This window comes from Solwaraspora sp. WMMA2059, from assembly GCF_027497315.1.
Lineage (GTDB): Bacteria > Actinomycetota > Actinomycetes > Mycobacteriales > Micromonosporaceae > Micromonospora_E.
Map to the genome: position 1 here is coordinate 6,493,213 of NZ_CP114908.1, position 15,125 is coordinate 6,508,337.

General features: G+C 72.5%; 14 protein-coding genes. 8 read left to right on the forward strand and 6 right to left on the reverse strand.

Annotated elements, in window-relative coordinates; all coding sequences use genetic code 11:
- Positions 1 to 98 precede the first annotated feature (98 nt).
- Both O7553_RS29725 and O7553_RS29730 read left to right on the forward strand, forming a co-directional pair.
- A complete protein-coding gene (locus tag O7553_RS29725) occupies positions 99 to 449 on the forward strand; it encodes an Lsr2 family protein (RefSeq protein WP_123603817.1) in 351 nt (116 codons plus the stop codon).
- A gap of 497 nt (positions 450 to 946) precedes the next feature.
- Positions 947 to 3,478, forward strand: a complete 2,532-nt coding sequence (locus tag O7553_RS29730) for an ATP-dependent Clp protease ATP-binding subunit (protein WP_281552818.1) — start codon at positions 947 to 949, stop codon at positions 3,476 to 3,478.
- Positions 3,479 to 3,603: 125 nt separating this feature from the next.
- Here O7553_RS29730 and O7553_RS29735 read toward each other — a convergent pair whose 3' ends face one another.
- Positions 3,604 to 4,500: an A/G-specific adenine glycosylase gene (locus O7553_RS29735; RefSeq protein ID WP_281552819.1), complete on the reverse strand. Its 897-nt coding sequence runs from the start codon at positions 4,498 to 4,500 to the stop codon at positions 3,604 to 3,606.
- A gap of 191 nt (positions 4,501 to 4,691) precedes the next feature.
- Here O7553_RS29735 and O7553_RS29740 point away from each other — a divergent pair, with 191 nt between their 5' ends.
- The 3 genes from O7553_RS29740 (at position 4,692) to O7553_RS29750 (ending at position 6,583) form a co-directional block, all read left to right on the forward strand.
- The gene (locus O7553_RS29740) at positions 4,692 to 5,204 is read left to right on the forward strand and encodes an ACT domain-containing protein (protein ID WP_281552820.1); all 513 of its coding nucleotides are present in this window, start codon (positions 4,692 to 4,694) and stop codon (positions 5,202 to 5,204) included.
- Positions 5,201 to 5,761, forward strand: coding sequence for a peptide deformylase (locus O7553_RS29745; protein ID WP_281552821.1), 561 nt, complete (start codon positions 5,201 to 5,203; stop codon positions 5,759 to 5,761). The genes O7553_RS29740 and O7553_RS29745 overlap by 4 nt, the downstream gene beginning before the upstream one ends.
- 66 nt (positions 5,762 to 5,827) lie before the next feature.
- The gene (locus tag O7553_RS29750) at positions 5,828 to 6,583 is read left to right on the forward strand and encodes a hypothetical protein (RefSeq protein WP_281552822.1); all 756 of its coding nucleotides are present in this window, start codon (positions 5,828 to 5,830) and stop codon (positions 6,581 to 6,583) included.
- 105 nt (positions 6,584 to 6,688) lie between these two features.
- On the opposite strand, the gene disA is transcribed toward O7553_RS29750, so the two are convergent.
- The 4 genes from disA to O7553_RS29770 form a co-directional block, all read right to left on the reverse strand.
- Positions 6,689 to 7,792, reverse strand: coding sequence for a DNA integrity scanning diadenylate cyclase DisA (gene disA / locus O7553_RS29755; protein ID WP_281555808.1), 1,104 nt, complete (start codon positions 7,790 to 7,792; stop codon positions 6,689 to 6,691).
- Between the two features lie 182 nt (positions 7,793 to 7,974).
- Complete coding sequence (gene radA, locus O7553_RS29760; protein ID WP_281555809.1) at positions 7,975 to 9,429, reverse strand: DNA repair protein RadA; 1,455 nt, start codon at positions 9,427 to 9,429, stop codon at positions 7,975 to 7,977.
- 11 nt (positions 9,430 to 9,440) lie between these two features.
- On the reverse strand, positions 9,441 to 10,127 hold the full coding sequence (locus O7553_RS29765) for a hypothetical protein (RefSeq protein WP_281552823.1): 687 nt from the start codon (positions 10,125 to 10,127) through the stop codon (positions 9,441 to 9,443).
- Positions 10,128 to 10,274: 147 nt separating this feature from the next.
- Entirely contained in the window at positions 10,275 to 11,114 is an 840-nt protein-coding gene (locus O7553_RS29770) for a UbiA family prenyltransferase (protein WP_281552824.1), read from the reverse strand.
- 47 nt (positions 11,115 to 11,161) lie between these two features.
- Between O7553_RS29770 and O7553_RS29775 the strand changes: the two genes are divergently transcribed.
- From O7553_RS29775 to O7553_RS29785, 3 genes are read left to right on the forward strand one after another with little or no spacing between them, the layout of a single operon-like run.
- On the forward strand, positions 11,162 to 11,899 hold the full coding sequence (locus O7553_RS29775; RefSeq protein WP_281552825.1) for a methyltransferase domain-containing protein: 738 nt from the start codon (positions 11,162 to 11,164) through the stop codon (positions 11,897 to 11,899).
- Between the two features lie 42 nt (positions 11,900 to 11,941).
- Positions 11,942 to 13,111 (forward strand): acyl-CoA dehydrogenase family protein, encoded by a 1,170-nt coding sequence (locus O7553_RS29780; protein WP_281552826.1) that lies wholly within the window; start codon positions 11,942 to 11,944, stop codon positions 13,109 to 13,111.
- Entirely contained in the window at positions 13,105 to 14,205 is a 1,101-nt protein-coding gene (locus tag O7553_RS29785; RefSeq protein ID WP_281552827.1) for a type III polyketide synthase, read from the forward strand. The genes O7553_RS29780 and O7553_RS29785 overlap by 7 nt, the downstream gene beginning before the upstream one ends.
- Before the next feature lie 26 nt (positions 14,206 to 14,231).
- Here O7553_RS29785 and O7553_RS29790 read toward each other — a convergent pair whose 3' ends face one another.
- Entirely contained in the window at positions 14,232 to 15,017 is a 786-nt protein-coding gene (locus O7553_RS29790) for a hypothetical protein (protein WP_281552828.1), read from the reverse strand.
- Positions 15,018 to 15,125: the final 108 nt, after the last annotated feature.

Below are 15,125 nucleotides of genomic sequence, written 5' to 3' on the forward strand. Positions count from 1 at the left end.
TTTTTCGGGGAGTTTGCGCGTCCTATTGACGGCTGGCGCATCTTTCGGGCTATTGTGCTCCTGATTGCGGGAGAACGTGCTCGGAAGGACAACGGCCTGTGGCCAAGCAGATCATTCACAAGCTGGTCGACGATCTGGACGGCGGCGACGCCGACGAGACCGTCAAGTTCGCCCTCGACGGCGTCCAGTACGAGATCGACCTCTCGGAGAAGAACGCGGACAAATTGCGGCAGGTTTTCGCTCCGTACGTGGCTGCCGGTACCAAGATCGGCCGCGGTGGCGTGGTCGTGGGTGGTCGGGCCGCGCGGGGTCGGGGCGGTGCCGCCGCCGACCGTGAGCAGAACCGGGCGATCCGGGCCTGGGCGAAGAAGGAAGGCAAGGAGATCTCCGACCGCGGGCGCATCCCGCAGGAGATCGTGGACGAGTACCACGCCAAAGCCGGGCGCTGATCGTCCCAGGCGTGCCGGTCCCGGCCAGCCCTCGTCGGCCAGTCGGAGCCAGTGACACGAGGTACGGATGTCTCATCCGTACCTCGTGTCCGTTTCTGGGGTCTGGCGGTTGCAGCGCGATCCTGCCGGGGGCCGGCCGGTCTACTGCTCCGGCCAGAGCGTGGCGGGTTGTCCACAGCCTGTGCACCGGTTGTCCACAGGCCTGTGGACAACCGGTGGGGCGGTGGCGGTACGGACGGCGCGTTCCGGTTGGCCGATGCCGCGCCCGGTCACCGGACCGAGCGGATTTCGCTCACCGCGTAGCGCCGGAGCCTCGGGGAACAGCCAACGACCCGGCACAGTTGGGGTAAACGTTGCGGATCGCCCCTGCTCCGGCCCGACACGGCAGGAGCGGAGTCGGCCCACGGCGATAGAGTGATGGCACGAGCTTCCGCCTGGAGGCTCGTGCGCTGGCCCGCCAAGACCACTGGCGCACGGCACGTGAGGAGCACGAGGGCATGTTCGAGCGGTTCACCGACCGAGCGCGACGGGTTGTCGTCCTGGCTCAGGAAGAAGCCCGGATGCTCAACCACAACTACATCGGCACGGAGCACATCCTGCTCGGCCTCATCCACGAGGGTGAGGGCGTGGCGGCGAAGGCCCTGGAGAGCCTGGGCATCTCGCTGGAAGGTGTGCGTCAACAGGTCGAGGAGATCATCGGCCAGGGCCAGCAGGCGCCGAGCGGGCACATCCCGTTCACGCCGCGGGCCAAGAAGGTGTTGGAGCTGTCGCTGCGGGAGGCGCTGCAGCTCGGCCACAACTACATCGGCACGGAGCACATCCTGCTCGGCCTGATCCGTGAGGGCGAGGGCGTCGCGGCCCAGGTGCTGGTCAAGCTCGGCGCCGACCTCAACCGGGTGCGCCAGCAGGTGATCCAGCTGCTGTCGGGCTACCAGGGCAAGGAGCCGGCGGCCGCCGGCGCCGCAGCGGGCGAAGCCGCCCCGTCGACCAGTCTGGTGCTGGACCAGTTCGGCCGTAACCTGACCCAGGCGGCCCGGGAGGGCAAGCTCGACCCGGTCATCGGCCGGGAGAAGGAGATCGAGCGGGTCATGCAGGTGCTGTCCCGCCGGACCAAGAACAACCCGGTGCTGATCGGCGAGCCCGGCGTCGGCAAGACGGCCGTGGTGGAGGGCCTGTCCCAGAAGATCATCAAGGGCGAGGTGCCCGAGACGCTGAAGGACAAGCAGCTCTACACTCTCGACCTCGGTGCGCTGGTCGCCGGCTCCCGCTACCGCGGTGACTTCGAGGAGCGCCTGAAGAAGGTGCTCAAGGAGATCCGCACCCGGGGCGACATCATCCTGTTCATCGACGAGATCCACACCCTGGTCGGCGCGGGTGCGGCCGAGGGTGCGATCGACGCGGCGAGCATCCTCAAGCCGATGCTGGCCCGAGGCGAGCTGCAGACCATCGGGGCGACCACCCTCGACGAGTACCGCAAGCACCTGGAGAAGGACGCCGCGCTGGAGCGTCGGTTCCAGCCGATCCAGGTCGGCGAGCCGTCGCTGGCCCACACCATCGAGATCCTCAAGGGCCTGCGCGACCGCTACGAGGCGCACCACCGGGTGAGCATCACCGACGCCGCCCTGGTGGCCGCCGCGACGCTGGCCGACCGGTACATCTCCGACCGGTTCCTGCCGGACAAGGCGATCGACCTGATCGACGAGGCCGGCGCCCGGATGCGGATCCGTCGGATGACCGCGCCGCCGGACCTGCGTGACTTCGACGAGCGGATCGCCCAGGTGCGTCGCGACAAGGAGTCCGCGATCGACGCGCAGGACTTCGAGCGGGCCGCGCAGCTGCGGGACAAGGAGAAGCAGCTGCTCGGGCAGAAGGCGCAGCGGGAGAAGGAGTGGAAGGCCGGCGACCTCGACGTGGTCAGCGAGGTCGACGACGAGCAGATCGCCGAGGTGCTCGGCAACTGGACCGGCATCCCGGTCTACAAGCTGACCGAGGAGGAGACCTCCCGACTGCTGCGCATGGAGGACGAGCTGCACAAGCGGGTCGTCGGCCAGTCCGACGCGGTCAAGGCGGTCTCGAAGGCGATCCGGCGGACCCGGGCCGGCCTGAAGGACCCGAAGCGGCCGTCCGGCTCGTTCATCTTCGCCGGCCCGTCCGGTGTCGGTAAGACTGAGCTGTCGAAGGCGCTCGCCGAGTTCCTGTTCGGCAGCGAGGACGCGCTGATCCAGCTGGACATGTCCGAGTTCCACGACCGGTACACGGTGTCCCGGCTGGTCGGTGCCCCGCCCGGGTACGTCGGCTACGACGAGGGCGGGCAGCTGACCGAGAAGGTGCGGCGTCGGCCGTTCTCGGTGGTGCTGTTCGACGAGATCGAGAAGGCCCACCCGGACGTGTTCAACACGCTGCTGCAGATCCTGGAGGACGGGCGGCTCACCGATGGTCAGGGGCGGATCGTCGACTTCAAGAACACGGTGATCATCCTGACCACGAACCTGGGCACCCGGGACGTGGCGAAGGCGGTGTCGCTGGGCTTCCAGGCGTCGGAGGACTCCGACTCGAACTACGACCGGATGAAGCAGAAGGTCAACGACGAGCTGAAGCAGCACTTCCGGCCGGAGTTCCTCAACCGGATCGACGACACCATCGTGTTCCACCAGCTGAACCCGACCGAGATCCTGTCGATCGTGGACATCATGATCTCCCGGATCGAGACCCAGCTGCGGAACAAGGACATGAGCATGGAGCTCACCGACAACGCCAAGAAGTACCTGGCGAACAAGGGCTTCGACCCGGTGCTGGGGGCTCGGCCGCTGCGTCGCACCATCCAGCGCGACATCGAGGACAACCTGTCGGAGCGGATCCTGTTCAACGAGCTCAAGCCGGGTCAGATCGTGGTCATCGACTGCGAGGGCGACCCGGACGACATCGACAAGTCCAAGCTCGTTTTCCAAGGCGCTGACCGTCCGGTCGCCGTACCGGATGCGGTTCCCGCCGACCTCGGCGGTGCCACGGCGGCCGGCGCGGACGAGTAGGACCGGTAGCCGACTGTCAGTGCGGCGCCGACGGTGAAAGCCGTCGGCGCCGCACTGCGTCTACGGCCTCGGCCGTCAGCCCGGAAGCCCGGAGAGCCGACAGCCCGGCGTCAGCTCGGAGGCCGTCAGCCCTGACCGGCCAGCGTGTACCCGATCGGCGGCGCGCCGTCGTCGGCCACCGGCTCCACCAGGCCGTCCTCGATCAGACTGGCCAGTGCCCGACGGCGCTGCAGATCGTCGCCCCACACCACGTCCAGCCGCTGCTGCGGCACCGGCCCGGTCGCCTCCCGCAGCACCGCCAGCAGCAGGCCACGGACCTGCCGGTCGGTGCCGGCGTACCGCTGCGATCGGCGGCTCGGCCCGCTCGCCGCCGGCCGGCCGGCGGCCCGCCAGGCGCAGCGGCCGGCCACCGGACACACCCCGCAGCGTGGTGTCCGGGCCACGCAGACCACCGCTCCCAACTCCATGAACGCGGCGCTGGCGCGGGCTGCCCGGGCCGGCTCGGCCGGCAGCAACGCGGCGGTGGCAACGAGATCGGCCGGGCGGGTCGCCGGCCCGGCGTCGGCCGCCCCGTCGACCGCCCGTGCCACGAACCGCCGGACGTTGGTGTCCACCACCGGATGCCGCTGACCGTAGGCGAACGCGGCGACCGCTCGGGCGGTGTAGGTGCCGACTCCCGGCAGCGCCAGCAACTCGTCCAGACCGGTCGGCACCTTGCCGTCGTACCGCTCGGTCAGCACCGTGGCGCACTCATGCAGCCGCAACGCGCGACGCGGGTAGCCGAGCCGGTTCCACATCCGGATCGCTTCGGCCGGTGAGTCGGCGGCCAGCGCCGCCGGGTCCGGCCACCGGTCCAACCAGGCGTGCCACGCCGGCAGTACCCGGACCACCGGGGTCTGCTGCAGCATCACCTCGCTTACCAGGATTGCCCAGGCACCGACCCCCGGCTCCCGCCAGGGCAGGTCACGGGCGTTGCGGTCGAACCATTCGATCGCCGTGTCGGCGAAACTCACGTCACGCATGGCGCCGCCGATCCTGCCATGCCGTGGCTGCCGTCCCTGCCCCAGGCCGTCCTGCCCCAGGCCGTCCCTGCCCCAGGCCGTCCTGCCCCAGGCCGTCCTGCCCCAGGCCGTCCTGCCCCAGGCCGTCACCGGACGGGAGACGGTGCCGGGCCGACCGGTCGGCCCGGCACCCGGTCGGGCAGACTGCTGGCATGAACGAACTCGCGATCACCGTGATCGGGCGCGACCGGCCCGGCATCGTCGCGGACGTCGCAGAGGTGCTGGCCGGTCTCGGCGCCAATCTGACCGACTCGACGATGACCCGGCTGCGCGGCCACTTCGCGATGACCCTGGTCTGCGCCGGTCCGGCCGATGCCGCGGTGCAACAGGCACTGCGGCCGCTCACCGCCGACGGCCAGCTGCTGGCCACCGTACGGCCGGTCCCGGCGGAGGGTCAGCAGCCGGCGGGCGGCGAACCGCACCTGCTCAGTGTGCACGGCGCCGACCGGCTCGGCATCGTCGCGGCGGTGACCCGGGTGGTCGCCGAGGCGGGCGGCAACGTCACTGACCTGACCACCCGGCTGACCGGCCCGCTCTACGTGCTGGTCGCCGAGGTCGAGCTGCCAGCCGGGACGGCAGCCGAGGTCGGCCGTCGACTGTCCGAGACGGCCCGGGCGCTCGACGTCGAGGTGACCCTCCGGTCGGTCGATTCGGACGTGCTGTGAGCACGGTCAGCCGTACCCTGGCCGACTGGACCGAGACGGCGCTCGGCGTACCGGGGCGGGTGGTCCCGGTGGTCGCCGCGCCCGACCAGGTGCTCAGCCGGGCCGGTGAGCCGGTGGATCCGTGCGCCGCCGATACGGTCCAGGTTGCCGCCGACCTGGTCGCCACGATGCGGGTCGCACCCGGCTGTGTCGGCCTGGCCGCGCCGCAGATCGGGATCAGCGCGCAGGTCTTCGCGGTCGACGTGACCGGGCACCCGAAGACGGTCACCGGGCATGGCACGTTCGTCCTGTGCAATGCCCGGCTGCTCGAGGCGACTCGGTGGCGGCCGGGCCGGGAGGGCTGCATGTCGGTGCCGGATCTCACCGGTGACGTGAAACGGGCCACCCGGGTCGTGGTGGAGGCGCAACTACCCGGCACCGGTGAGCCGGTACGCCTGGTCACTGACGGGTTCGAGGCGCGGGCCGCCCAGCACGAGATCGACCACTGTGCCGGTCTGCTGTTTTTGGACCGGGTGGCCGGGGCGCACGCGGTCTTCCCGCGCAAGACATATCTCTGAGCGGGTGCCCCGGGCCTCGGCGCGTCGCGGCCGATCGGTCCGGTCTTGCCGATACGGTGTGCCATCATGCGACTGACGGTTGGCCCGCTGCCACCCGCCATCTACTGGCGGCGGCGTGCCGTCGTGCTCGGGGCACTGCTGCTCCTGCTGTTCATCGTGGCGTACTCCTGCATCGGCTCCGACCAGACCGGGCGGTCGCAGGCCGATCCCACCCCGACCCCGTCCGGTGAGGTGCTCACCCCGACCACCTCGTCCCCGGGGCCGGAGGACGACTCAGACTCCGTTGACGGCGACGACCCCGACACCCTCGGTAACGGCGACGCTGGCGACGCCGGCGGTGGCAGCACCGGCGGCGGTACCGGCGACGACGGTACGACCGGCGGCGGTGACCAGAACGCCCCTGGCGGCCCGGTCGGTCCGGCCGCCGGCACCTGTACCGACGACGAGATCCTGCTGACCGCGGCAGCCTCGCAGGCCACCGCCCAGAAGGGCGTTACCCTGGCAATGCAGCTGCGGGTGCAGAACGTCTCCAGCCGTACCTGCGACCGGGATGTGGGCGCCGACCCGCAGGAGCTGTACCTCAAGCGGGGTGCGGAGCTGATCTGGTCGTCGGACACCTGCGGAGCCGCCCGGGGCACTGATGTGCGCACCTTCGGGCCTGGCAGCGCCCGCGACTACCAGGTGGCCTGGAACGGTCGGGCGGCGAGCGAGTGCGCCAACAACGTCGCGGCAGGTGACCATCCGGCGGCCGGCGAGTACCAGCTCTTCGCCCGACTCGGCTCGAAGGTCAGCGAGCCGTTCGTCATCACCATCACCGGCTGACGACCGGTACATCCGTCCCTTCGTCGAGCTACGCCGTTTGCGGCACGCTTGCGACCTAGCGCGTCAGACGTAGCGCGTCAGACGTAGCGCGTCAGACGTAGCGCGTCAGACGTAGCGCTCCAGAATCGACGCCTCGGCCAGCCGGGACAGCCCCTCCCGTACGCTGCGCGCCCGGGCGTCGCCGACACCGTCGACAGCCTGCAGATCCTCCACCGTCGCCCCGAGCAGCCGTTGCAGACTGCCGAAGTGGTTGACCAGCCGGTCCACCACCGACACCGGCAGCCGGGGCACCTTCGCCAGCAGCCGGAAACCGCGTGGGCTCACCGCCGCGTCGAGCGCCTCGGTGGAGGCGGCGTAGCCGATCGCCTTGGCCACGGCGACCAGATCGATCAGCTCGGTGGCGGTCAGCAGGTCCAACTCGACCAGGGCCTCGTCCAGGGTCCGCGCCTTGCGCACAGTGGGCAGGTAGTCGCGGATCACCAGGGTCCGATCGGCGTCCACGCCGGCCATCAGCTCGTCGAGCTGCAGTGCCAGCAGCCGGCCGTCGGTGCCCAGCTCGACGACGTAGCCGGCGATCTCGTCGGCGATCCGCCGGACCATCTCCAGCCGCTGCACCACCGCGACCGCGTCGCGGACGGTGACCAGATCCTCGATTTCCAGGGCGGAGAGCGTGCCGGACACCTCGTCCAGCCGCAGCTTGTACCGCTCCAGGGTGGCCAACGCCTGGTTGGCCCGGGACAGGATGGCGGCCGAGTCGTCCAGTACGTGCCGCTGACCGTTGACGTAGAGGCTGATGATCCGCATCGACTGGCTGACCGAGATCACCGGGTACCCGGTCTGTCGGGCGACCCGTTCGGCGGTGCGGTGCCGAGTACCGGACTCCTCGGTCGGAATGGACGGATCCGGCATCAGATGCACAGCGGCCCGCACGATCCGGGTGCCGTCGCTGGACAGCACCACCGCACCGTCCATCTTGCACAACTCGCGGACCCGGGTGGAGGAGAACTCGACGTCGAGTGGGAAGCCCCCGGTGCACAGCGACTCGACCTGCTTGTCGTAGCCGAGGACGATCAGCGCGCCGGTCCGGCCACGCAGAATCCGCTCCAGCCCGTCGCGCAGCGCGGTGCCGGGTGCCATCAGCGCCAGGTTGGCCCGCAGCGGATCCCCGGTGGCCGCCGGGCTGGTCAGCGCCGAGGTGCCGGCGCTGATGGTGCGTGCCGGGGTGCCGACGGCACCGGTGCGCGCCGGGGTACCGACGGCACCGACCCGGCCGGCCGAGCCGCCACTGGTGCCGGCGCTGGCAGTCTTGTTCGCATCGCGGTCGATCGCCACGGGCAACAGTCTACGGACCGCCATGCGGTGGGTGCTCTCGCGGTTACTGCCGTACCAGATCAGCCGGCCGAGGCGCGCGCGGCGGCCTGCAACGCGGCCCGTACGTCGTTGACCTCGGTGATCTGCATGTTCGGCGGCATCGGGTCGGTGCCGGAACCGGCCGTACCGGGCGGCACCAGCGCGTACCGGAAGCCGAGCCGGGCGGCTTCGGCGAGCCGCCGGGCGACCGCGCCGACCCGGCGCACCTCACCGGTGAGCCCGACCTCGCCGATCGCCACCAGTTGCGGGGAGACGGCCAGGTTGAGCCCGCCGGAGGCGACCGCCAGCGCCACCGCGAGGTCGGCGGCCGGCTCCACCACCCGGATGCCGCCGACCGTCGCCGCGAACACTTCCCGGTCGTGCAGGGTGAGCCGTTCGGTACGCCGTTGCAGCACCGCCAGCACCATCGCCAGCCGGGCACCGTCGAGCCCGGACACGGTGCGCCGGGGCGAACCGGCGACGGTCGCCCCGATCAGCGCCTGGACCTCGGTGACCAGGGCCCGCCGGCCCTCCATCGCCACCGTGGCGCAGGTGCCGGGCACCGGCTCGGTGTAGCGGGTGAGGAACAGCCCGGACGGGTCGGGCAGGCTGCTGATGCCGCCTTCGTGCATCTCGAAGCAGCCGACCTCGTCGGCCGCGCCGAACCGGTTCTTCATGCCGCGGACCATCCGCAGCGACGAGTGCTTGTCGCCCTCGAAGTGCAGCACCACGTCGACCAGATGCTCCAGTACCCGGGGGCCGGCGACCTGGCCGTCCTTGGTGACGTGGCCGACCAGCACGGTGGCGATGTTGCGTTCCTTCGCCGCCGCGACCAGCGCGGCGGTGACCGCCCGGACCTGGGTGACGCCACCGGGGATACCGTCCGAACCGGGCATCGAGATGGTCTGCACCGAGTCGAGCACCAGCAGACCGGGCCGGACCGCGTCGAGGTGGCCGAGGACCACCCCGAGGTCGCTCTCCGCCGCCAGGTAGAGCCGTTCGTGCAGCGCGCCGATCCGCTCGGCGCGCAGCCGTACCTGGCTGGTCGACTCCTCGCCGCTGACCACCAGCGACGGACTACCGGCACCGGCGGCCCACTGCTGGGCGACGTCGAGCAGCAGGGTCGACTTGCCGACGCCGGGCTCGCCGGCCAGCAGCACCACCGCGCCGGGTACCAGACCGCCGCCGAGCACCCGGTCGAGTTCGCCGACGCCGGTCGGCCGGGCCTTGGCGGGTGCGGCGCTGATGGTGGCGATCGGCCGGGCCGGTTCGGTCGGCATCCGGGTGCTGACGACTCGGCCGGAGACCACCGGGCCGCTGACCACCGACTCGATCACCGAGCCCCATTCGCCGCATTCCGGGCACCGGCCCACCCACTTGGGTGGTTGGTGCCCGCACGCGTCGCACTCGTACGCGGGCCGGGGCTCACGCGACGCGGCCCGGCTGCGCGGCGCGGCGCTGCCGCGTCCCGTCCCGCCGCCGGCACCCCGGGGGATCGACCGCGAGCTCAGTGCTCTTCCTCGTCGTGCTCGGCGGGCGCCCGGGGAGCCGGGGTGAGCGGCATGTCCACCGGCGCGGCCACCACCAGCGGCGCGCCGCCGGTGCTGAACTCGAAGGCCAGGTTCACCGAGTACCCGGCGGCGAGCGGGCCGGCCAGGCCGGTGACCCGCAGCGGTTCGGTGTCGTCGGTGCTGAACAGCGCCCACCCGTTGGCCGGCAGCTGGACGATCGCGTCCCGGCCCGGGTCCGGCTGCGGCACCTCGGCGGTGCCCGGGTCCGGCTGCGGCACCTCGGCGGTGCCCGGCTCCGGCGACGGGGTCGGCCCGCCGGCCTGCTCGGAGCCGCCGATCACCACCGTCTCGGCCCCGACCACCGTCGCCCGGTCCTCGTCGGTGACCGGGACGGCGCTGACCCGTACCGTCACCGGGTCGTTGGTGTTGTTGAACAGCCCGACCTCGACCGGCGCGCTGCCGCCGGCCGGGTAGCCCTCCACTCCGGGGTAGGGCACCGAGAGGTCGCGTACCGACACCGCGCCGTCCGGCGACTCGAGGTTGACTCCGTTGATCGCCGTCGCCTTGGTCGCGGTCTCCGCGAGCTGGCCGGCACCGCAGCCGCTGAGCAGCAGGCCGCTGGCCACGGCAGCGCCGGCGAACAGCACCGCGACTCGGCGGTGTCCCCTGGTCGAGGGCGTCACGTCGGTCCTCCTTGTCACGGCGCGGCGACGAGCCCCGCGCAGGCCGGCTCCAGGGTAGTTGGCGGTGATCCGCGCCCCGCCACGGACCCGATAATCCGTTAATCCGTGACCGACGGCGCTCACCCGACCGGGCCGGCCCGACGGCGCTCACCCGACCGGGCCGCTGGCCACCAGCAGCACCACGTCGATCACCGCGACCACCAGCACCGCCCGGAACACGCCGTCCGACCGGCCGGCCCGCCGGGCGGCCCGCCGGGCCGCGTACCAGCCGGTCGGCAGGATGATCGCAGTGCCGGCGACCGCGACGAGTCCGGCCCACGACGGCGGCCCGGGTGGGCCGACGACCAGCGTCACGGTGGCGGCGAAGAGCAACCCGGCCGCCGCGACCCCCGAGCCGGTGGCCCCGAGCCGGTGCGGCAGACCCCGCACGCCGGTGCGGGCGTCGTCGGCCAGATCCGGCAGTACGTTGGCGAAGTGCGCCCCGGCGCCGAGCAGCCCGGCGGCGGTGACCAGCCAGGCCGGTGGCACGGGCGCACCCGGCAGGGCCAGCACGATGAAGGCGGGCAACGCTCCGAAGGAGAACGCGTACGGCAGCACCGACACGGCGGTGGACTTCAACGGCCAGTTGTAGGCCAGCGCGCTGATCAGCGCGGCGGTGATGCACAGCGCCGCCGCCGGCCCGGTCGGCCCGGCCAGCAGCGGGGTGGCCAGCGCGGCGGCCAGACCGGCGACGCCCACCGTGCGCCGGCTGACCACGCCGGTCGCGACCGGCTTGTCGGCCCGTCCGGCCTGCCGGTCGCGACCGGCGTCCAGCCAGTCATTGGTCCAGCCGACGGCAAGCTGAGTGGCCGCGACGGTGGCGGCGACCAGCACGATCCCACCCGGACGGTGACCGACGCCCCAGGCCAGCAGGGCGGTTACCGTGGTGACCGCAACCGCCGGCTCGGGGTGGCTGGCCTTGATCAATGCGGACACGCGGCGCGACATATCCGCCAAGTGTGGCCGTTACCGGCTGGTCATGCCACGCTCAGTCAATGCCGGACCTGCCGCCGAACGATCCCCGCCAGTACGACGTGCTGGTCGACGAGTGGTGGCGGCCGGCCGGCGCGTTCGAGATGCTGCGCTGGATCGCCGAGGCGCGGGCCCGGCTGATCCCACCGGCGACCCGGCCCGGGGCGGTGCTGGTCGACATTGGCTGCGGGGCCGGCCTGCTCGCCCCTCACCTGCGTGGCAAGGGCTACCGGCACGTCGGGGTCGACCTGGTCGGTTCGGCGCTGCGGCTGGCGGCCCGGCACGGTGTCGACCCGGTACGTGGTGACGCGACCAGGCTGCCGCTGGCCGACCGGATGGCCGACGTGGTCTCCGCCGGGGAACTACTGGAGCACGTACCGGACCTGTCGGCGGCGGTTGCCGAGGCGTGCCGGGTGCTGCGGCCCGGTGGGCTGCTGGTGCTGGACACCCTGAACGCCACGTTGGCCAGCCGGCTGATCGCGGTCGAGCTGGGCGAACGCCTGCCGGTCGCGCCGCGAGGCATTCACGACCCCGCGCTGTTCGTCCGTCCGCAGCGGCTGGTCGCCGAGTGCGCCCGGCACGGCGTACGGCTGGCGGTGCGCGGCCTCCGGCCGAGCGTCTTCAGCCTGATCGATTGGCTGGTGCGCGCGCCGCTCCGCCGATCGGCTCCCGAACAGGCACTCTGGAAACCCCGGCGGCGGATGGTGCCGACCTGGTCCACCTCGGTGCTCTACCAAGGCAGGGGGGTCAAGGTGGGCTGAGCGGACGAGCAGGTGGGCAGGTCGACGGCGGAAGGGGCGGCAATGGTTGCGGATGCACTGGCGGCGGCGCGGCGGGTGGTGCCACGATTGGCGGCGCGGGCGGGTGATCACGACCGGGCCGGCACCTTTCCGGTGGCGGACTTCGCCGACCTGCGGCAGGAACAGCTGTTCGGGTTGATGGTCCCGCAGCGGCTGGGCGGGCGGGGCGCCGACTTCGCCGACTACGCCGAAGTGGCGTACGAGCTGGCCCGGGGCAACGGTGCCACCGCGCTGGTGTTCAACATGCACGCCTCGGTGACCGGCGCACTGGGCGCGGTCGACGACAACCTCGCCGAGGCGATGGGGCTGCCGGACGAGGCGTTGGCGGCCCGGGACCAGCTGCTCGCCGACGCGGCCGCCGGCGCCTGGTACGCGGTGGCGATGAGCGAACGGGGGGCCGGCTCCCGGCTCTCCCAGCTGTCCACCGTCTACCACCGGGTGGACGGTGGATACCAGATCAAGGGGGCCAAGGCGTTCTGTTCCGGGGCCGGCCACGCCTCGGGGTACCTGGTCGCCGCCCGGCACGCCGACGACCAGTCGGTGGTTTCGCAGTTCCTCGTCCCGGCGGACACGCCCGGCCTGCGGGTGGAGCAGAGCTGGGATTCGCTCGGGATGCGGGCCACCTGCTCGCATGACCTGCACCTGGACGTGACCGTCGGCCCGCAGACCCTGCTCGGCGGGGTGGAAGGGCTGGCCCTGGTGGTGGCCCAGCTGATGCCGCACTGGATGGTGGCCAGCTACGCGGCGGTGTACGCCGGGGTGGCCCGGGCGGCGGTGGACGCGGCGGTGGAGCATCTCGCCGAGCGGGGGTTGACCCACCTTCCGGCGGTCCGGGCCCGGATCGGTCGGGCGGACGCGGCGGCCGCCGCGGCGTTGCTGACAGTGCGGGAGGCGGCCCGCCGGGTGGACGCCGAACCGGGCGACCCGACGACCAACCAGTGGGTGTGGCGGGCCAAGCTGGTCGCCGGCGGCACAGCGGCCGAGGTGGCGTCGTCGATGCTGGAGGCGGCCGGGACCTCGGCGACCCGCCGCGGGCATCCGCTGGAACGGCTCTACCGGGACGCCCGCTGCGGTGCGCTGCACCCGCCGACGTCGGACGTCTGTGCCGACTGGCTCGGCGTGGCGACGATCGGCGGGGACCCGGACCGCGACGGATCGGCACCCCGGTGGTGAGCCGGTCGCCGGAGCCGGTGGCGGGCCGGTCGTCGGCCGCGGTGGTCGGGCTCGGGCTGGCGTTGCCGCCGTCGGCCACCCAGGACGAGCTGTGGCGGGACTTCTTCGCGGCGCGGTACGACGGCGGCACCCGAGCGCTCGCGGAGCGGATCTTCGCCAATTCCGGGGTACGCACCCGGCAGGCGGCGGTGAGCCCATTGCTGGAGGACGTCGCGGACTGGCCGACCGAGCGCCGGATGCGCCGCTACCAGATCGAGGCGTTGCCGCTGGGCAAGGAGGCGGTGCACCGGGCGCTGACCCAGGCCGGGCTGACCGCCGGGGAGATCGGTCTGTTCGTGGTCTGCTCGTGCACCGGGTACGCCACGCCCGGCCTGGACATCATTCTGGCCCGGGACGTCGGCATGGCCGCCGACACCCAGCGGTTGTTCGTCGGGCACATGGGCTGCTACGCGGCGCTGCCCGGGTTGGGCGCGGCGGCCGACTTCGTCACCGCCCGGGGCCGGCCGGCGCTGCTGCTCTGTGCCGAGCTGACCAGCCTGCACATCCAGCCGCCGGCCCGCCGGGTGGACACTCAGCAGATCGTGGCGCACGCGTTGTTCTCCGACGCGGCGGCGGCGGTGGTGCTGGTGCCGACCGGCAGGGCCGGCGGCCCGCCGCCGCCCGGCGGTTACGCCGTACGGGAGGTCGTGTCGGCCACCGACGCCTCCACCGCCGACCACATGACCTGGGAGGTGACCGATCTCGGGTTCCGGATGGGTCTGTCGCCCCGGGTGCCGCAGGTGCTGTCGGTGCACGTACGGGCGCTGGTCGGTGATCTGCTGGCCCGGCACGGACTGACCGTGTCGCAGGTGGACGGTTGGGCGGTGCATCCGGGCGGGCCGCGCATCCTCAACGTGGTGCAGCGGGAGCTGGGCCTGTCCGACGCGGCGATGTCGGCGTCCCGGGAGACGTTGGCGGCGTACGGCAACTGCTCGTCGCCGACCGTACTGCTGATCCTGGACCGGTTACGCCGGGCGGGACCGCCGCCGCGTCACGTGGTGATGCTGGCGTTCGGTCCGGGCCTGACGCTCTACGCGGCGCTGCTCGGCCGTTGACCCGCCGCGCGCGGCGGCGGGCGGGGTCAGGGGCCGACCAGCAGGGCCAGGTCGGCGCGGTACGTCTCGACCGAGTCGGCCTGCGGCACCAGCCGGATGACCTCGCCGGTCTCGGTGACGAGTAGCGCGGTGGCGGTGCCGGCGGTCGCCGGGACGTCGACGAAGTTGCGGATTCCAGCGGCCGGGTCGGCCAGCAGATGGGTGTCGAGACGGTCGGCGAGCACCGGCGGCAGGGTGCCGGGGCTGGTGGCGCCGCTGGTGACCGCGACGACCGAGACTCCGGCCGGGGCGGCGGCCGCCGCCGCGGTGATCTGGTCGGCGCACTCACAGCCCTCGACGAGCAGGAACGCCGCCGGCAGCAGCGACCGGACCGGGACCGAGGTGCCGGAGCCGTCGATCAGGTCGAGTGCGGGCAGCGGGCGGTCGGGCAGCGTGGCGGGGGCCGACGGTGCCGGGCTGGCGGTGGACTGGGGCCGGTCGGACCAGGCGACGGTGAACATGCTGATCATCGCGGCGAGGACCGCCAGCAGCATGATGATCAACGGCAGCCGGAGAGCGGCGATCTCGTGCGGGCGGTGCCCGCTGCCGCCGGCCCGGCCGGTGTCGCCGGGGTGGATGCCGAACCGCCGGTGCCAGTGGTCCCGCCGACGGGTGCGGTGCAGCTCCCGGCGGACCTGCGCCGCTTCCTCGGCGAGTGCCCCGGGATCGTCCGGGATGACGATCGGGCCCCACTCGGGCGGGATCTCGGGCAGGTCGTCGGGCGCTCCGGCGCCGTCCGACCACCCATCACCGTTGTTGCCTGTCCTGCCCACAGCACCCCCAGCCGCTCGCCCACCGGGTCGATCGGGGTCTAGGTATCAGGGTCTCGCAACGAACCTGGTTCCGCCAGTGCTGGGGCACGGGAACCGGCCGGACGATAT